The sequence below is a fragment of the Acinetobacter sp. SW-226 genome (assembly GCF_055632855.1).
The window spans coordinates 2,584,360-2,603,325 of the sequence record NZ_CM145752.1; the positions used below are offsets into that span (position 1 = coordinate 2,584,360).

17 protein-coding genes are annotated in these 18,966 nt (G+C 41.1%); 9 read left to right on the forward strand and 8 right to left on the reverse strand.

Features of this window, described 5'->3' with window-relative positions; translation table 11 throughout:
- Positions 1-115: 115 nt before the first annotated feature.
- Positions 116-622 carry a YqiA/YcfP family alpha/beta fold hydrolase gene (locus ACZ8ZH_RS12350; RefSeq protein ID WP_086208456.1) on the forward strand — a complete coding sequence of 169 codons (507 nt, stop codon included), beginning with the start codon at positions 116-118 and terminating at the stop codon, positions 620-622.
- A 35-nt stretch (positions 623-657) separates the two neighbouring features.
- On the opposite strand, the gene ACZ8ZH_RS12355 is transcribed toward ACZ8ZH_RS12350, so the two are convergent.
- Complete coding sequence (locus ACZ8ZH_RS12355; RefSeq protein WP_086208457.1) at positions 658-1,200, reverse strand: adenine phosphoribosyltransferase; 543 nt, start codon at positions 1,198-1,200, stop codon at positions 658-660.
- A gap of 512 nt (positions 1,201-1,712) precedes the next feature.
- On the opposite strand from ACZ8ZH_RS12355, the gene rubA reads away from it, so the two are divergent.
- The 4 genes from rubA to oxyR all read left to right on the forward strand — a co-directional run bounded on the left by rubA (position 1,713) and on the right by oxyR (position 5,039).
- The gene (rubA, locus tag ACZ8ZH_RS12360) at positions 1,713-1,877 is read left to right on the forward strand and encodes a rubredoxin RubA (RefSeq protein WP_004694381.1); all 165 of its coding nucleotides are present in this window, start codon (positions 1,713-1,715) and stop codon (positions 1,875-1,877) included.
- Between the two features lie 68 nt (positions 1,878-1,945).
- Positions 1,946-3,124 carry an NAD(P)/FAD-dependent oxidoreductase gene (locus ACZ8ZH_RS12365; RefSeq protein ID WP_119063536.1) on the forward strand — a complete coding sequence of 393 codons (1,179 nt, stop codon included), beginning with the start codon at positions 1,946-1,948 and terminating at the stop codon, positions 3,122-3,124.
- Between the two features lie 57 nt (positions 3,125-3,181).
- Positions 3,182-4,120: an esterase EstB gene (gene estB / locus ACZ8ZH_RS12370; protein ID WP_086208459.1), complete on the forward strand. Its 939-nt coding sequence runs from the start codon at positions 3,182-3,184 to the stop codon at positions 4,118-4,120.
- A gap of 13 nt (positions 4,121-4,133) precedes the next feature.
- Positions 4,134-5,039, forward strand: coding sequence for a LysR family transcriptional regulator OxyR (oxyR, locus tag ACZ8ZH_RS12375; protein ID WP_110975111.1), 906 nt, complete (start codon positions 4,134-4,136; stop codon positions 5,037-5,039).
- An 88-nt stretch (positions 5,040-5,127) separates the two neighbouring features.
- On the opposite strand, the gene ppk1 is transcribed toward oxyR, so the two are convergent.
- Complete coding sequence (gene ppk1, locus ACZ8ZH_RS12380; RefSeq protein ID WP_119063585.1) at positions 5,128-7,212, reverse strand: polyphosphate kinase 1; 2,085 nt, start codon at positions 7,210-7,212, stop codon at positions 5,128-5,130.
- A gap of 109 nt (positions 7,213-7,321) precedes the next feature.
- Positions 7,322-7,996 (reverse strand): monofunctional biosynthetic peptidoglycan transglycosylase, encoded by a 675-nt coding sequence (mtgA, locus tag ACZ8ZH_RS12385; protein ID WP_086208461.1) that lies wholly within the window; start codon positions 7,994-7,996, stop codon positions 7,322-7,324.
- A 76-nt stretch (positions 7,997-8,072) separates the two neighbouring features.
- Between mtgA and ACZ8ZH_RS12390 the strand changes: the two genes are divergently transcribed.
- Entirely contained in the window at positions 8,073-8,888 is an 816-nt protein-coding gene (locus ACZ8ZH_RS12390) for a rhomboid family intramembrane serine protease (RefSeq protein WP_119063537.1), read from the forward strand.
- 30 nt (positions 8,889-8,918) lie between these two features.
- Here the strand turns inward: ACZ8ZH_RS12390 and ACZ8ZH_RS12395 are convergent, their stop codons facing one another.
- Positions 8,919-11,408 carry an ABC transporter permease gene (locus ACZ8ZH_RS12395; protein ID WP_119063538.1) on the reverse strand — a complete coding sequence of 830 codons (2,490 nt, stop codon included), beginning with the start codon at positions 11,406-11,408 and terminating at the stop codon, positions 8,919-8,921.
- A 1-nt stretch (position 11,409) separates the two neighbouring features.
- Complete coding sequence (locus tag ACZ8ZH_RS12400) at positions 11,410-12,138, reverse strand: ABC transporter ATP-binding protein (protein ID WP_086208464.1); 729 nt, start codon at positions 12,136-12,138, stop codon at positions 11,410-11,412.
- 11 nt (positions 12,139-12,149) lie between these two features.
- On the opposite strand from ACZ8ZH_RS12400, the gene ACZ8ZH_RS12405 reads away from it, so the two are divergent.
- Positions 12,150-12,791 carry an arylesterase gene (locus ACZ8ZH_RS12405; RefSeq protein WP_119063539.1) on the forward strand — a complete coding sequence of 214 codons (642 nt, stop codon included), beginning with the start codon at positions 12,150-12,152 and terminating at the stop codon, positions 12,789-12,791.
- A gap of 30 nt (positions 12,792-12,821) precedes the next feature.
- Here the strand turns inward: ACZ8ZH_RS12405 and ACZ8ZH_RS12410 are convergent, their stop codons facing one another.
- Positions 12,822-13,436, reverse strand: coding sequence for a carbonic anhydrase (locus ACZ8ZH_RS12410; protein ID WP_086208466.1), 615 nt, complete (start codon positions 13,434-13,436; stop codon positions 12,822-12,824).
- Between the two features lie 304 nt (positions 13,437-13,740).
- Here ACZ8ZH_RS12410 and ACZ8ZH_RS12415 point away from each other — a divergent pair, with 304 nt between their 5' ends.
- Positions 13,741-14,778 (forward strand): alpha/beta fold hydrolase, encoded by a 1,038-nt coding sequence (locus ACZ8ZH_RS12415; protein WP_470247741.1) that lies wholly within the window; start codon positions 13,741-13,743, stop codon positions 14,776-14,778.
- 15 nt (positions 14,779-14,793) lie between these two features.
- Positions 14,794-15,795: a hypothetical protein gene (locus ACZ8ZH_RS12420; RefSeq protein ID WP_119063541.1), complete on the forward strand. Its 1,002-nt coding sequence runs from the start codon at positions 14,794-14,796 to the stop codon at positions 15,793-15,795.
- A gap of 36 nt (positions 15,796-15,831) precedes the next feature.
- On the opposite strand, the gene ACZ8ZH_RS12425 is transcribed toward ACZ8ZH_RS12420, so the two are convergent.
- Complete coding sequence (locus tag ACZ8ZH_RS12425; protein ID WP_119063542.1) at positions 15,832-18,036, reverse strand: FepA family TonB-dependent siderophore receptor; 2,205 nt, start codon at positions 18,034-18,036, stop codon at positions 15,832-15,834.
- Positions 18,037-18,210: 174 nt separating this feature from the next.
- Entirely contained in the window at positions 18,211-18,849 is a 639-nt protein-coding gene (gene nfuA / locus ACZ8ZH_RS12430; protein ID WP_004981041.1) for a Fe-S biogenesis protein NfuA, read from the reverse strand.
- Positions 18,850-18,966: the final 117 nt, after the last annotated feature.

Here is an 18,966-nt window from a genome sequence, read left to right on the forward strand (position 1 = left end):
CCAAAAGCTAACTTCCTTTCAATATGAATCACTCTACAATGAATGTTATAAATCGTGGAAAAGTAAACTTTTCGCCACCAATAAAATAATTTAATTTTTGATTGAATGACAATATATGAGCAGATGCGAATCTAAAATTTTGTTTTTGCATGGATTAGACTCTTCCCGTGAGTCCACCAAATTCCATGCGATTGATGCAAAACAAAAGTTTTGTATCGACATTGATTATCGCTATCTGAACTTTTCTACTGTAGCCAGTTTTTATGACGATATTATTGAGAAAATAAAACCTGAAATTATTGTAGGGCATTGCATTGGGGCATATTGGGCGTTGAAAATGTCACTGACACATCAAATTCCATGTGTAATTGCCAATCCTCGTTTAGCACCAGATTTCCGTGATGATTATCCAAGTATTAATGATACAGACCTAGACCACAACGTTCCCCAAGTCGCCTACTTGGAGCTCGGCGATGAGCTGATTGATATGTATGCAGCACAGGAAATATTAGAAAATTATATGCTGATACAAGCCGTTGAAGGTGGACACCACCGATTACTGAAACCTGAAAATATCAATCAATTGATTGAACATCTAGAACAACAATATTTGTATAAATAAAAAGCCTTGGATCATCCAAGGCTTTTTTAACGCAATTATGCTGCTACAGATTCTGGCTTAGATTTGTCATCTAGTACAGACCAAATTTCTAAACCTAAGTCAGCATGTAAATCTGGTAAATCCAGAAAAATACTTGCACCCAATACTTCATGATGGCATTTTTTCACCAACTGCTTCACTGCTTTTAATGTCCCGCCTGTTGCTAGAACATCATCTACAATTATCACTTTTTGTGATGCTATATTCGCTGCCATTTCTAAGCGATCTAAACCATACTCCAAACTGTAGCCAACGCCTACAACTGGTGGCGGCAGTTTACCCGCCTTGCGTACTAACAACAAACCTTTACCCAACCGTTGCGCAAGCAAACTTGCAAGTACAAAACCACGCGCTTCTACAGCAACAAAACTGTCTACCTCAGCCAACTTCTCCGCAGGAATACTTGCAATCAGTGCATCTGTAAGTGGCTCAAGATTACTCATGAATAATGGCGTTAAATCGAAGAAACAAATACCTGGTTTTGGGAAATCTTGGACCGTACGGATGTGAGACCACAGCGTTGTAGACAAGTTGCTCATAGGAGATCAATGAAATTTGAAAAAGAATAGATGAATTTTACAGCAAATCTTGCAGAAAAACAGCCAAAAACTCCCGACATTCCAATACAGAAACTTAGTAAAGTTTTATAAGTCATTGTTTTTAATTACATCATTTATTTATTAAATATTAGGTATAGATTTATCTAATCATAAAATAGCAATTTAAAGAAAGATATGCAGCCCGACTTTAGTCTAAGGCATGAATTTTACTGAGATAAAAACTTAAGCGAATACCCTCATTTAAGCAATTTTCATGTCTATATTCTGCATACGCTCAAAATACAATCTGGTTTTAAATGATACGTTTTGTCCTTAGCGTCGCTTTTAGCTCAAACATTCAATCATTAAACTCCGATATTTACTTTACATTCGTAATAGAACTGCGTAAAAATTTAGATTACATGAGTATGCTACTAAAGTCAGATCAATAGCATTTTGCTTAATGGATTATTTTGCTGAACCCTTTCTTGTTCAGCGTTTTGGAGAGTCAAATGAAGAAGTATCAATGCATCGTTTGTGGATGGATTTATGACGAAGCAGAAGGTTGGCCGCAAGATGGCATCGTGGCAGGTACCAAATGGGACGATATCCCAGACGATTGGACTTGCCCAGATTGTGGTGTGTCAAAAATTGATTTTGAAATGGTTGAAATCTAATTTCTAATGTTAAAGACCATGCAGCATGGTCTTTTTTTACGTCCTTAAAATAATCTCTGGAGAACCCTATGCATCCCATCGTCATCATTGGCTCAGGTATGGCAGGCTATGCTGTAGCGCGTGAATTTCGTAAGCTCAACCCTGAACAAGAACTGCTCATGCTCTGTGCAGATGATGCGACTAACTATGCCAAGCCAACCTTATCCAATGCCTTTGTGGCGAATAAAGCACCTGAACAAATTGCTTTGGGCGATGCTGAGAAAATGGCAGCTCAGCTCAAAATGCAAATTGCTACACACACTTGGGTCAAAGAAATCCATGCAGAACAACAACAGTTGACCTTAATTAAAGATGGTATGGAATCTACACAGCCCTACTCACAATTGGTTTTAGCGGTAGGTGCAAATCCAATTCGCCTTGCGATTGCCGGTGATGGCAGTGAAGATATTCAAGTAGTCAATAACTTAGATGACTACAAAACTTTCAGGGCTGAACTTGAAAAGCGTGCAGATAAGCGTGTCGTGATTTTAGGTGCAGGTCTGATTGGTTGTGAATTTGCCAACGACTTACAACATACTGGTCATCAAACCACAGTAATTGACTTAGCCAATCAACCATTGGGACGTCTCTTACCCGCACATGTTTCCAGTGCGTTTAAGGAAAACCTTGAAGCAACGGGTATACATTTTGTCCTTGGCACCACAGTTGAAAAAGTGTCTAAAATTGAAAATGGCGACTATGTTGTAACTTTAGCCAGCGGTCAGTCTTTAGTGGCAGATGTCGTGCTATCTGCTATTGGCTTACAACCGAGCATTTCCCTTGCAAAGAATGCCGATATCCAAACCAGTCGCGGAATCTTAACCAACGCACAACTTGAAACGAATCAACCTCATATTTATGCCGTAGGTGACTGTGCAGAAGTGAACGGGTTGCTACTGCCTTATGTTATGCCGATCATGCAGCAAGCTCGCGCACTTGCAAAAACCTTAAATGGTGAAAAAACTGCCGTACATTACCCTGCTATGCCTGTTGCAGTGAAAACCCCTGCTGCACCATTGACCGTTTTACCTGCACCAATTGGTGTTGACGTAAACTGGGAAACAGAAGAGTTAGACGATGGCATGATTGCCAAAGCCCTAGATAGTCAAGGTACACTTCGTGGATTCGTACTACTGGGTGCGACGGCTGGAAAACAACGTTTAGCATTGACAAAACTGGTTCCAGACTTGATTCCTGCACAGGTTTAAGGTTTAAATAAAAGGACATTTATAACAATAAATGTCCTTTATGTGAGGATGACAACAATGAATAGCGCACTCCAATATAATCTTTCCCCCTATACCTCCTTCATGCGCGAAACCAAAGTCGACTTAGGTAATGGCATTGAACTCCATGTTGAAATCGGTGGTGAAGATCATCATCCCACCATTGTTTTAATTATGGGTTTGGGAGCGCAACTGCTATTTTGGCCTGACTTTTTTTGTAAATCACTGATTGACCAAGGTTTTCGTATTATTCGCTTTGACAACCGTGATATCGGTTTATCTTCAAAAATTAAACATCAAGGGCCACGTTTAAACACACTTAAACTGATGGGACGTTTTGCTTTAGGTTTAGATAACCGTGGTGCACCCTATGACTTATACGACATGGCAGATGATGTTTCTTTGCTTCTAGACCGTTTAGGTTTGGATGAAAGTTATGTGATTGGTGCATCCATGGGCGGTATGATTGGGCAAATTCTTGCAGCACGTCATCCGCAAAAAGTAAAAAAACTGGGGCTGATGTTCACCAGCAACAATCAACCTCTACTTCCTCCGCCTTTCCCAAAACAACTCTTTAGTCTCATCGGCAGACCTGAATCAACCGATGAAGAAGGAATTGTCAGCCACTCTTTAAAAGTGTTTAAGATCATAGGCTCACCTGGTTATCACAACCAAATAGAAGCAATTCAGACATCTCGCAAATTATATCGTCGAAGTTATTACCCAGCGGGTGTACTTCAACAGTTTTTAGCAATATTATGTACAGGTTCTTTATTGCAACTGGACAAACAGATCCAACAACCAACCCTTGTAGTGCATGGTTCTCGGGATCGTTTACTTCCGCCTAGCCACGGAAAAGCCGTTGCAAAGGCAATTGTGGGTGCTAAATTTGAATTAATTGATGGAATGGGGCATGATATCCCACCGCACTTCATTCCAAATCTTAGCGAATTATTTGCACAACATTTTAAATCATAATCATTAGGACACTATGGCTGCATTACCATCCTTAAGACAGCTGTCATATCTCGTTACACTGTCAGAAACGCTGCATTTTACTGAAGCTGCACGCCGTTCATTTGTAACCCAATCGACTTTGTCGGGTGGGATTATGGAGCTTGAACGCCTACTCGGTGGCGTACTTGTAGAGCGTGATCGTCAAAATGTGCGCTTAACGCCCCTAGGTGAGCAGGTTGTTGCACGTGCTCGTGTTCTACTCGCAGATGCTCAAGACCTGATGCGTTTAAGCCGAGAAATGAGCGAGCCGCTCACTGGTGATTTACATTTAGGTGTTATTCCAACCATTGCTCCGTTTATTTTGGCGCAATTGTTAGATGAAGTGCATAAGCAACTGCCTAAAATTCAATTACATTTGCACGAAGCACAAAGTGAGAAAATTGTAGAAAAACTCGAACATGGCAATTTAGACATGATCGTTTTGGCTCTACCTTTTGATACACGTGGCCTCAAAGTTGCTGAAGTTGCAAAAGAAAGCCTATTCTTAGTGTGTAATAAAGCGGATATTCCAAGTAGCCAAGCAAACAATTTAGATGACTTAGATTTATCGCGTTTAATGTTACTGGAAGAAGGTCATTGTCTGCGCGATCATACGCTCAGCGCCTGCCCGATTGGTGAACGTAAAAATGACCATCGCTTAAAAGCAAGCTCTTTACCGACATTGGTTGAAATGGTATCGGCTGATCTTGGTTTTACTTTATTGCCAGAAATTGCAGTACGTACCAATATGATCAAAGCCAATCCAGACTTGCTGGTTAAGCAAATTGAAGCCGCACCAAGCCGTACTTTGGCTTTGGTAACACGTAAAAGCACCCCGTTACAAAGCGAATTTGATGTGTTATTACAAATCCTGCAAAAAATTACTCAAGATCTACACTAACCTTATTTTAGTGCATAAAAAAGGAGTCAAACATGACTCCTTTTTTTTGTGCCTGAATCTTTTGCAGATTCAGGCACAATCCCTAAAATTATTTAATCACATCCAGCAAATAACGCTGTGCATTATGCTCGGTTTCACCCTCCGCAAGCGTCGCACGTATCCATGTTCCGTCACCCTGTAATAACCACGCTTGTTGGTTATCTTGTAAATAAGTTAACAAACCCTGCTGATAAATACGTTTTTTCAAAGCAGGATCTTCAATTGGGAAACATGCCTCAACACGATTAAACAAATTTCGATCCATCCAGTCGGCACTCGACCCATAAATACGCGCATCGCCATTATTACTAAAGTAGAAAACGCGCGTATGTTCTAGGAAACGTCCCACGATTGAACGTACACGAATATTTTCTGAAAGCCCTGGCAAACCTGGACGTAGACAGCAAATAGAACGAATAATGAGATCAATTTGCACACCTGCCTGCGATGCCTCATACAGTTTATTGATCAGTTGCACCTCGGTCAGCGCATTCACTTTCACAATAATTTGTGCTTTCTTGCCTGCTTTGGCATTGGCAATTTCATCATCAATAAAGTTGATCAGTTGAGCATGCAGCGTAAAAGGTGCATGAAGTAGCTTTTTCAGCTTCGCCATTTTCCCCATACCTGTTAACTCTTGGAAAATACGGTGTACATCTTCACACAACTCTTTATCGGTGGTGAGCAAGCCATAATCGGTATAAATTCGCGCATTACCCGCATGGTAGTTACCCGTTCCCAAGTGCACATAACGAACAAGTTTATTATTTTCACGGCGTACCACAAGAATCATTTTGGCATGGGTTTTATAGCCCACAATGCCGTAAACAACTACTGCACCCGCTTCTTGTAACACATTCGCCACTTCAATATTTGACTCTTCATCAAAACGCGCACGCAGCTCAATCACTGCGGTAACTTCTTTCCCATTACGCGCCGCTTCTGCGAGGACTTGTACAATTTCAGAGTCTGCACCACTGCGGTAGAGGGTTTGTTTAATCGCCAACACTTGTGGATCACGAGCCGCCTCACGCAATAAGTTAATCACAGGTGCGAAAGACTCAAACGGATGATGTAGTAAAATGTCCTGTTTCTGCATGGCAGAAAACATACTTTCCGACTTTTTCAATACTTTAGGAATAACTGGAATATGCGCATCATAACGTAGATGCGGACGTTTAAAATTGGACAATAGACGTGCTAAATTTACAGGCCCTTCAACTTTGTATAACTGCTCCTCATGTAAATCAAATTCATCAAGCAAGTAGTTATAAATATGCGCTGGACAGTTTTGTGTCACTTCTAGACGTACTGCACGACCAAAACGACGTGAGCTCAACTCGCCTTTCAGTGCCTTGGCTAAGTCTTCCACATCTTCATTGAGTGCCAAGTCGGCATTCCGTGTTACACGGAACTGATAACAGCCTGTCGCAGTCATACCTGGGAACAAATCAGATACATGCTCATGAATAATCGCTGAAAGCATCACATGGTGTTCTTTTCCACCTGTGAGTTCATCAGGTAAACGCACCACACGTGGCAATGAACGTGGAGCAGGAACAACGGCCAAATCAATCTGACGACCAAATGCATCTTTCCCTTCCAAAGTCACAATAAAGTTGAGGCTTTTATTAACTAAACGCGGGAACGGGTGCGCAGGGTCTAAGCTAATCGGAGTTAAAACAGGTGCGACCTGTTCCTGAAAATATTTTTTCACCCATGACGACTGTGCAGGCGTCAATTCCCCACGGCGTAGGAAGCAAATATCTTCTTCACGCAGTTTTGGCAAAATTTCTTCATTCAGAATGCGGTACTGACGTTCTATCGCTGCATGTGCAGTCTGCGAAATTTGGTCGAGTACTTGACGAGGGGTTAAACCATCAGGGCTACGGCTTTCATTGCCTAAACTCAGTTGCTCTAAAACCCCTGCAACACGAATTTCAAAGAACTCATCTAAATTGCGTGAAAAAATCAGTAAAAAATTCATCCGTTCTAAAAGCGGATGTAAAGGGTCTACAGCTTGTTCCAAAACCCGTAAATGGAAATCTAATATTGATAACTCACGGTTAATATAGCGGTCGTTATATGCATATTCAGGTTGTAATGTAGGAGATGTGCTTGCTGCCGTATTCATAGCTAACCTTTGATTATTTGAATGCGTTTTATCATGATAAGTATGCTTCAATTTTGTGACAATTTCATAAAAAAAGCCCATTAATTTGGGCTTTTTCACAACAAAGTAATTATGGGATATCGCTATAACGCATGTACTTTCGGATCATGCGCTCGCGGTTTTGTAACTTACGGTCATTTTGATGATCTTGGTAATATTTCGGATTAGGTAAAATGGCCGCTAAAAAGACTGCTTGCTCACGACTTAGACTACGGGAGCTTTTACCAAAGTAATGTTGGGTTGCCGCTTCAATGCCATAAATATTATCGCCAAACTCTACCGAGTTCAGATATACCTCTAAGATGCGTTCTTTACTCCACATCCGCTCCATCATCCAAGTTGCAACAGCTTCTTGACCTTTACGAATGAATGAACGTTTGTTATATAAAAATAAGTTTTTTGCCAACTGCTGCGAAATAGTTGAACCACCTGCAACTACCTTGCCCGTGTCATTATTACGTTCGAGCGCTGCTTGAATCCCGTCCCAGTCAAAACCATGATGTTGCATAAATTTGCCATCTTCAGCCGCAACAATGGCCTTTTTCATGTATTCACTGATCTCATCATAATCACGCCATTCGTGTTGAATCGGTTTAGACGGCTCAGACCAATAATCAATCCGCATAAACATCGTGGTTTCCACTGGCTTGTAACGCCACCACGCGAGGCTTGCAAAAATCCACAACTGTACCAAAAGCACGAAGCTGATAACGACTAACAAACTACGAACAATAAAAACTTTCATGCCAGTGGCTTACTCCAAAAATCATTTTTATTCATGCTAAGCTTGGGCAATATAGCAAAATTTTAGCAAGAATAGCATGACCGAGCTTACACCTCCTCAAATCAAAACAAAATTCGACGTACATTTATGGTGGATTACCGCCCTCATTATTACCATCAATGTTGGATTGTTTTTTTGGCAAGTCCTACATGGCATGGATGTCAGTAATCCAAGCACGGCTGATGCCATCCGCTGGGGAGCAGACTATGCACCGCTCACTTTCTTGGCTGAACCGATACGCTTATTGAGCAGTATGTTCTTTCATTTTGGTTTGGTTCACCTGATGTTGAACATGTGGGCACTGTATATTTTTGGTAGTGTGCTGGAGCAAATGTTTGGACGTGTCTATTTTCTTGCACTATATGTCCTTGCTGGTCTCATGGGGAGCTTGCTCAGTGGCTATCTCGCCATTCAAGACAGTTATGAACTGCTCCGTATTGGCGTAGCAAATCCAGAGTTGTTACCACGAGTAGGTGCAGGGGCTTCAGGTGCGGTCATGGGACTAGGTTCAGCACTGACGGTTCTATCCCTACTGCCGATGCTCCCACAGCAACGTTTTATTTTAGATAAAAAGACTTTACTAATCGTGATGGGAATCAACTTAGTCATGGGCTTTATGATTTCAGGGATTAACAATGCCGCACATATTGGCGGCATGTTGATGGGTGCTGTTTTGGCGGCACTTTGGTATCTCTCCCAAAAAACTCAACAGCGTTGGATTATGCCACTAAGCCTTGTTTTGGCGGCCTGCGGCTCGTATTGGTTTTACTTACACTGCCAAAACCTGGTAACCCACATTCAGCCCCTATGGTCTGAAGTATTAATGATGATGCGTCAACAGCTCAATTTCTAAGATTCAACTCTTCACGCATTAAGAGATCAATCACGATTGATGGATCTCTCTCAAACTTTGTAAGGGTGGAATATCACTGAGATAACTCAAGCGATAACGCCCAATCAATGTACAAAGTACAGTCATAAAGAGCGGTAAAATGAGCCAGATTTCCCAGTGTGGCTGTATGGCTAAGCCCATGCGATAACATGCGACCGCACTTATCGCTTCAGCAAACAAACAAGAAACTACACCCGCCATAAAACCAATAAAGCCAATTTCTAAGCTAAGCATAGTTTTAAGTTTTTGCTTGGAACCCCCAAATGAGCGCAACAATGCGACTTCACGTTTACGCTCATCCATAAGTAAGTTCAGGCAAGCAATTAAAACCAAAATGCCCGAAATGCTCACTAAAACTGCAAGGATCGTGACAATCTGTACCAGTACCGTCACGATGCGCTTAATTTCATCTAAAATTAAACTGACATCAATAAAAACGGTATTGGAAAATTGTTGAATGATACTGACCAATTTCGCTTTGTCTGACGCAGGCACATAGAAACTGCCCAAATAACTGCCCGCATTTTCATCCATAGTTTGGGGCGCAAAAATAAAGAAGAAGTTTGGGCTAAAACTTTCCCATTCCACGCTTCTTAAATTTGCCACTTTGGCATGAATCACACCCTCTGGTAAGCTAAAGGTCAGTTGATCCCCCACTTTTATCCCAAGCTCTGTTGCGGTATTGGCTTCTACCGAAACTTGTCCTTTTGCTGTCAGTTTTGATACTCCAGAGACAATTACATTGTCTTTAGGATAACTGTCTGCTTGGGTTAAATTTAACTCGCGACGTAAGGAATTATTTTGCTTGACCAAATCCGTAGCAAAAGGCTGTCCATTTTTGGCAATCAGCCTGCCCCGAATATTTGGATAGAGCGGCGTACTGTCCCAATGGTTTTGTTCAATTTTCGCTTTTAACTCAGGCATGTCAAAAGGCGGTAAACCATATACAAACTGATTCGGCGTTCCTACAGGAATTTGCTGTTGCCAGCGCTCTAACAAATCGGTGCGTAGCACGGCTAAGACCGTAATTAAACTGAGCCCCAAAGCCAAAGCAGTAATCTGAAACGCAGTTTGGTAAGGCGTGCGGACATAGGCAGAAACCGCATTTTTCAAGCCGCGCAGGAACTTCAAACTCAGCCAGACCACAACGTATAATACTGCACATAGAATAATAATTGCCCCAATCACCATGGCTGTCAGTACCATGTTTTCAGTCAGAACAATACTAAATAATACCAGACTTGCCGTGCCTGCAAGTAACATCCAAAACATAGACGAAACTGATTTTTCTTGACTGCGAATGACACGGATCGGTGGAGTATTCAACAGTTCCCAAAAACTAGGTAAGACAAAACCCAGTAGTACTACGGCACTGGTCAACATGGCAATCGGAATCGGCCCGAGCAGCATATCCCACGCTGAAAACGCAATACTTAAGTGTGGTATCAGTTGTAACATCAACTGTAATAAGCCATACCCCAGCCCGACACCCACGGCACTCCCGACCAGCATGGCAAGCAAAAACACCACACCCAACAAGCAGAGGTAAGCCCAAAGAATTTGTGACTTCGCAGCCCCCATACAACGTAATAACGCAATGTGATCTTGGTTTTGTTGCACAAAATGCTGACTGGTCAAAGCAATCGCAATTCCACACAGTAAAATAGTTAAGATATTCGCCAACTGCAAAAATGTGTCCAAATTTTCAATCGGTTTCATTAAACGGGTATTGCCCTCACTGGCATTGCGTAAGCGTAAGCTGTTTTGTGGTTCTTCCGCATTAGGACTTTGAGTTGTCGCACTGACCTCTTCAGACGCTACATTTTGCTGCTTAAAATTTGCTTCAAACTGCTGGGTATCTTGTATTGCACCTGCCATCAGTAAACGATATTCAATGCGACTACCGACTTGTATGGCATTGGTCTTGGCAATATCCGCTTGTGAAATAATCACCGTTGGCGAGAAACCGGAAAAACCTAACTCCTGATTAGAGTCATGCTCAATCAAGCCTGTAATCTTAAACACACCATCTGCAATATTGAGTTGATCACCCAATTTGACTTGTAGCAAATCCATAGCACGCCGGCTCAACCACACTTCACCCGAGGCAATGTGCTTCGCAATTGGCTGAATGCGTAGCTCTCCACGTAGAGGAAAAGCTTGATCAATCGCTTTGACATTGACCATAACAAACTGATCATTGGTATATGCCATCGAACTAAAGACAGTGACTTCGGATTGTTTTAAATCAAGAGCTGTCGCTTGTGCTTTCCATTTCGGATCGAGCTTTTCGCTGTCCGTTAGAACCAAATCCCCTGCTAACATCTCAGCGGCTTGCAACGCTACGGCGTTTTGAATTTGTTCATTACTAAACTTTAGTGCAGTCGTGGCGCTGATCGCGAGAATCAACGCAATAATCAATAAATACACACCACTACTTTTAAAACTTTGCTTCAGTAAGGGTTGAAATAAAGAATTCATTTTATCCTCCCGTTCGAGGATGTTCGATCAACTGTCCATCGAGTAATTCAAAATGCCGTTGGCACTGCTCCGCAAGCGTATGATCATGCGTTACTAAAATCAGGGTCGTACCCAACTCACGGTTCAATTGAAACAATAGTTGCTCAATTTCTCGCGCAGTTTGACTGTCCAAATTTCCTGTTGGTTCATCGGCAAAAATAATTTTTGGTTCAGCAATCAGCGCACGGGCAATCGCAACCCGCTGCTGCTCCCCACCCGAAAGTACCTTCGGTGTTTGGCTGGCTTGTCGCTCTAAGCCAACTTTTTGCAATAAACTCAAAGCACGACGTTCAGCTTCGACAAAGTTAAATGAACGATGAAGCCGTAGCGGGAGCATCACATTTTCAACCGCGGTCAGATGAGGTAGAAGTTGAAAGGACTGAAACACAAAACCAATATGCTTTAGGCGAACTTCTGCGCGCTGCTCTTCATTGAGCTTGGAAATACTTTCACCACAAACACTTAACTCACCACTGCTGGCCTGATCCAAAGTCGCCAATATACCAAGCAGTGTGGACTTTCCTGAACCTGAACGTCCTGTAATGGCCACTTGTTCACCTGCTGTGATACTCAGATTCAAATCTGAAAAAATAGTGAGTTCTTTTTGTGGAAGTTTAATCTTTTGTGTCAGTTGCTGGGCAGAAATAATCACTTGTGGCATGATGTTTACATTACTTTGAACTTGGGTCATAACATCCCTATATGCAAATATTCGTGCAAAATCGCAAATTTAAAAAACGCATAAATTCATACTTGGTTTTGATTGCACTGTGCATGAGCCCCACTTGGGTTTTTGCAAAAACCGTGATGGTTTTAGGAGATAGCATTAGTGCAGGTTATGGCATAGAACCACAGCAAGCATGGGTAAATTTACTGCAAAAACGGTTAGACCAACAGTATCCGAAACAACACAAAGTGGTCAATGCCAGTGTGAGTGGTGAAACCACCAGTGGTGCTTTAGCTCGTTTACCCAAACTGTTGCAAACGCATAAGCCGAATGTGGTGGTGATTGAGCTTGGCGGGAATGATGGACTGCGTGGTCAGCCCCCTCAAATGATTCAAAAAAATTTAGCGCAATTGATCCAACAGAGTCAAAAAGCCCATGCCACCGTGGTTGTTTTGGGAATGAAAATACCGCCAAACTATGGCACCGCCTATAGCAAGGCTTTTGAAAATAATTACAAAGTGGTCAGTCAACAATACAAAGTGAAATTACTGCCCTTTTTCTTAGAAGGTGTCGCTGGAAATAAAAGCCTGATGCAAAAAGATTTGGTTCATCCAAATGGTAAAGCGCAGCCTATTTTATTAAATTTAGCTTATCCCTATATAAAAGGCGCTTTATAAAGCGCCTTTTAATCTGACCTTCTTCACTGATCAGAAGTCAAAAAAAACCACTTCACCACTTTCAAGTGAATACTCAGCACCAACCACTTGTAACTTGCCTTTGGCAATCAAACTCTCAAGCACAGCTGAACCATGACGTAACTGATTTACAGAGGCAAATACATTTGAACGCACCGCATGTTTAGACAGTTTGCATAAGTCATGTTTCAATTCGGTTTGCATCAAAGTTTCAACCGAAGGGCGTACACGGTTTACAATCGACATCAGGTTTGCAGAAGGTGGGCTATCTGGGTTCATCAAAGTATCAATTGTAGCTTGAATCGCACCGCAGTGACTATGACCAAGTACCACAACTACCGCACAGTCATAACGTTCGGCGGCAAACTCCACGCTGCCAACTTGTGATGGTGCAACCACGTTGCCTGCAACACGAATCACAAAAAGATCACCCAAACCTTGGTCAAACACCATTTCAGCAGGTACGCGTGAATCAGAGCAACCCAGTACAATGGCAAATGGATTTTGATCTTCAGCCATTTCTGCCCGTTCATGGTGAGACAGTTGTTTATGGTGGGTTGTCTCACCCGCTACAAAACGTTGGTTACCCTGTTTAAGACGGCTTAAAGCTTCTTGAGCTGTTAGCATTCCTTTTTCCCACCCGATTGTTGTTAAGTCGCAATAGTTTAATCTTAGAGAAATTGATTGTCACTTGCAAAAAACATAGCTGCATATTTTTTTAATTTTTCTTGAATTTGCATTTTAGCTCAGCAGAATAGATATCCAGTTCACACTTTATCTAAATGCGGTATATCCTTTCAAACAAATAATTAATGACATTTGCATAAAAGCGATTAGAATCAAACAGACCCTTAAATAAAAATAAAAACTATTCAAAATCAGAGCATTTTTATCTTATTTGGTCAGTTTTTTCATTCATCTCCGTTTAAGGATGAACCATGATGATGCGCTCAACCCCCTCTTAAAATACTGTTTAAAAGTCAGCATACTGACGTGGGCATTGTCTTTTTCTTTCGCCAGTCATGCGGTGGAAAATACCATCATCAAAGACAAACTCAGTTTACAAAGCTATCTTGTTCAAGAGCGTGTTACTGCTGGCTTAAAATCAAAAACCCTTAAAGTCGATGATATTGTTTGGGCATATAATGAAGGCGGAGCAGCCGATAAACCAACGATTTTACTAATTCATGGTTTTGCTGGAAATCGGGACAATTGGAATCGTGTAGCACAGTTTCTCACGCCTTATTATCATGTAGTTATTCCCGACCTTCCAACCAACGGCGATACCAAAGTCCCAGATGATTTTGATATTTCTATGCCGAATGTCACTGAGCGCTTACGCCGTTTTGTTGAAGCCATTCATATACAAGATAAGCTGAATGTTGCAGGACATTCCATCGGTGGTTCAATTGCAACGCTATATGCGGCGCAATATCCTTTTGACACGCAAAGTTTATTTTTATTGAACAGTGCAGGGATTTATAAAAATGCTAACACCAACTATGCCAAAGACCCGCAATATTTAAAGCACTTGATTGTGAGTAAACCGGGCGATTTAGATGATGTGATGCAACGTGTCATGCAAACCCCAATCAAAATGCCCTATTATTTAAAACGCGCCCAAGAAAAACAGTTAATTACTCAAGCTGAGAAAAACAGCAAAGTCATTGATCAATTGGTGACCTTAAACCGCATTTATACGACCGACTCTTTTGCCCGAGTGACCCGTAACATTGAAGCGCCCACCCTCATTTTGTGGGGTAAGCAGGACAAAATTATCAATGTCGAAGTGGCGAATGAACTTAAATCCTTATTGAAACGTGCTGAAGCTCCTGTCATCCTTAACAATGTTGGTCATATGCCACTTTTGGAAGCAGAACAGGCCGTTGCACAGCACTACCTACCTTTTCTTGCAAAAACCCAAAAGTTAAAAAACCCATTGGCTGATAAACTGATTCCACTAAATTAATTTTGTTGAGTACGTATGCAGAAACACCCGATGATTGAGCAGCTCATTGAAGCTCATCTTAATTTTTTAGATCATGAGTTTTCGCAAGCAAGTACCGTACAAAATGAATTCACCCTCTTTTATCACTGGTTTAGAAAACAAACTTTGCAGCAACTGTGGAGCTTTGAAGATATCAATGCGCTGTTGCAAAAACAAATCCTAGCCACACCTGCAACAGAACATCTGATTTCACAAATTGCAGAGCACATCAAATTTGCTTTGATTCACCCCATCAATGAATCAACAAAAATTGCCGATGTGATTCCAGTACTCACCATCGACAAAATTGCGCAGTATGTCGCGAGTAAAAGTGGGCATCGTCAACGCCTGATTAAAACTATGGTAAATAACCCAGCTTTTTCAGCCATGATTACTCAGCTCATTCAGCACTCAATTCAAGACTATTTAAACAATTCCGTCATGACCAAACGTGTGCCGGGTGTCTCTAGTTTTATGAAAATGGGCAAGTCGGTACTTGAAACCGTCACGGACTCAAACCTAAATGACACCATCGGTCATTATTTGCAAAAGAACATCTTAAAACTCAGTCAAATGAGCGAACAAGTGTTAAATCAAAACTTTAATGATGAAAAGCTGTATCATTTTCAAGCCAATCTTTGGCATAAAATCAAAGACATGCCTTTATCAGTTTTAAAAAATTATGTAGAAGTGCAAGACTTGCCTCAAACCGTCGCTATGGGTCACGAAATTTGGGAACATATACGTCAAACTAACTATCTGCAGCAACAGGTACATGATGGTGTTTATGCTTGGTACATTCGCAACCAAGAACGTCCTTTTGATTTACTCCTACGTGACTTAAATATCGACGAAGCTTTAATTCAAAATGAACTTCAAGATTTATTGAATCCTATTATTCAAGAGCTCATCCAATCACATTACTTGCGTGATCGAGCACGTTATTATTTAGAACAGTTTTATTATTCTGACCAAGCACAAGCGATTCTAAAACGATAAAAAAAGCCGCATTATGCGGCTTTTTTCTTTCATAATTTAGAATGCATACTTCAAGCTCGCATAATAAGCTCGACCTGGTTCGTTGTAGGTTTGGTTCAAGTCATTATTACGAACAAGTTGCTCATCAAATAAATTACTCACACCTAAACGACCGCTAAATTGATCTGTAAATTTGTATCCAACATTAATCCCTGCGATACCATAGCTTGGCACACTTTTCGTGTTCATCGTTGTATTACGCGTTTCAGCAAATTGACGTGGTTTTTGGCGACCATATTGGGTATAAACGAAATTCACATCAAATTGATCTGTAATATCATAGTTGAAAATCGAATTAATCGTGTAATTAGGTACAACTGACAAAGGATTTCCAGTGGTTTTATTCACTGAATCCATCATATAAGTAAAGTTGTTTGTCCAATTAATATTACCAAAATCTAAGCTAACACTTCCTTCTAGACCTTGAATTAAAGCCTTTGGAATATTGGTCCACTCTAATAAATGATATGTTGTTGAACCTACGGTTGTCGTTCCAACAACTTCGTCACCTGATGTGATTTTGTTTTTATAATCATTACGGAACCACGTTAAGCTTGCATTCACAATATCTTTTTCAAACTGGATACCCACTTCCTTGTTAATAGAAGTCTCAGGTTTTAAGTCTGCATTTCCAACTAAATAGCAACTTCCCGAAGCCGTTGCTGTGGTGTCAGGACAACCGTTCCCACGTGTAAAGAGTAAGTAGCCTTCTGCATTTTGATACATATTTGGCGCTTTATATGCTCTTGCTATACCACCTTTTAAAGTGAAGTAATCTCCAAGTTTTTGGGTAATGTTTAAACTTGGACTCCAGTTTGACCCAGACTTACTATGATCATCAAAACGAACTCCCAAGACCAAATCTGTTGTATCAGTTACTTTAAAGTTATCTTCAATGTATGCAGAAGCAATTCGTGATTTCATGTGAGTACGATCAGATGGCAACTGGACCAAACCAGAGGCATCTGCTTGTACTGTACTGGTTGCATCGCTAAACTTATCTTCAACCCACTCTGCGCCCAAGGTGAGTGCTTGAGGAAGAAATATATCCAATGGAATATTGGTTTCAGCATTAAAACGTGTGGTATCTAGCACCGACGTTTTTTTATCAAATGAATTTGGACTTCCTTCTGGCCCACCAGCTAGTGACTCAGGAATACGCTTATTTTTAGTTTTATCAAATTGAGCCAATAATTTTGTATCACCCCATGCCCATTTTCCTTCATGGGTTAAAGCATAACTGTCCCGGTACATCGTATTAGTTTCTTTACCTAACAATCCATTGACGTACGCAATGTTGCTAAAGCTAGAATCTGGATTGGTTGCATCTGCATTACTGTTTTGAATATCACCTGTATATTCATTCCCTTGACGACCAAATGAAGTGTCAAGAGTCAAGCTCTGTTGATCATTAATCTGCCAAGCTAAACGCCCTGAGATATCTTTATTCTCAACGCCTTCTCGACCTGCTGCACGACTACCACTTTCTGTCAGTGGGTTGATATCTGCAGCATCCGCATCTGTCTTGTTATAATTTCCATATAAACGATAAGACAATACGTCCTTAATAATTGGACCACTCAAGTTAAAACTTTCTCGATGGCTCGAACCTTCTTTTGAGTTCTCAGGTTGGTTAGTAAATACCTCAACCGAACCATGAACTTCGTTTGTGACTTTTTTAGTTTTAATATTAACAACACCACCCATGGCACCTGAGCCATAACGAGCAGCCGCTGGACCACGCAATACTTCAATAGATTCAATCGCATCTGCAGGCACCCAGTTTGAGTCACCGCGGGTATCACGTTCCCCTCTCCAGCCATAACGCACAGAATTTCTCGAATTCACAGGCTTACCATCAACCAAAATCAAGGTATTTTCTGGCCCCATACCGCGAATATCAATTTGGCGGTTATTACCACGTTGTCCCGTTGCACTATTGCCTGTTAAATTTACGCCAGGCATCCGACGTACATATTCAGAAATATCATTTACAACAGGTAATTTTTCTAAATCTTTATCCGTAATAATAGATGCGCCTAGAGACTGCTTAACCTGTTCCTCAGCCGTTAATACAATCGTTTGTAATTGTGTTGTATCTTTTTCTGCCCCTGTAGTCAGCGATTCATTCGCCATCGCAAATGAACTCATTGCCCCTACAACAGCCAAAGCCAAAGTTGATCTCGTCAGATTTTTACCCATAACGCATACACCCAAATACAAAAGAAGGAGAGATTGTGTAAATTTCGTAGGGTATCTTAACAAATGATAAACATATTGCAATAAATATTGATAATTATTCTCAGTTATATTTTACCTTTAGATAAAATATAACCCCCTAATTTAAGGAGGTTATTTGGTAAAATGGTTTAAAAATTATTTGAAGTACGCGCCTTCTGCCTGCGTATGATCCGTCTGGTCAATAACACGACGTAACTCAGGAATGTGTTGTTGCAGAGTCGTTTCAACACCTTGTTTCAAGGTGACATCAATCGCTGAGCAACCTTGGCAACCACCACCAAATTTCAATACAGCCGTTAAACCATGCTCTTCATCTTCAACAACTTCAACCAATGCACAGTTACCGCCATGACCAGCTAGACCTGGGTTAATTTCAGACTGAAGAATGTAAGTAATACGCTCTTCAATTGATGCATCAGGACCTACACGTGGCACTTTCGAATTCGGTGCGCGGAATGTCAATTGCCCACCAAAACGGTCTTTATTGTAATCAATCACCGCATCCAACAAATATGGAATAGACGGTGTGTCGATATATGCAGGAAAGTCTGGATAATCTTGACGATAATCAGTTGGGATCACTTCTTCAGGCGCGCTATATGCCATACAACATTCAGCACGTGGTGTACCCGGATTTTCAACAAATACACGTACAGCAATACCAGGTGTATTTTGTTTTTCTAATAAATCACGTAAATACTCTTGTGCAGTTGGAGTAATCAATAAGTTTGGAATTTCCTCTGCAACTGCAGTGCTGCTGTTCTCAGTCGACATAACAATCATTTCCTCAAGCTGAAGCTGCTATTTTAACTGAAGATGCGGGGTAATGAAAAAAAATCAACCAAAATTGTCGGATTTATTGTGAAAGTTCATCTTTTCAATCAATTTAAT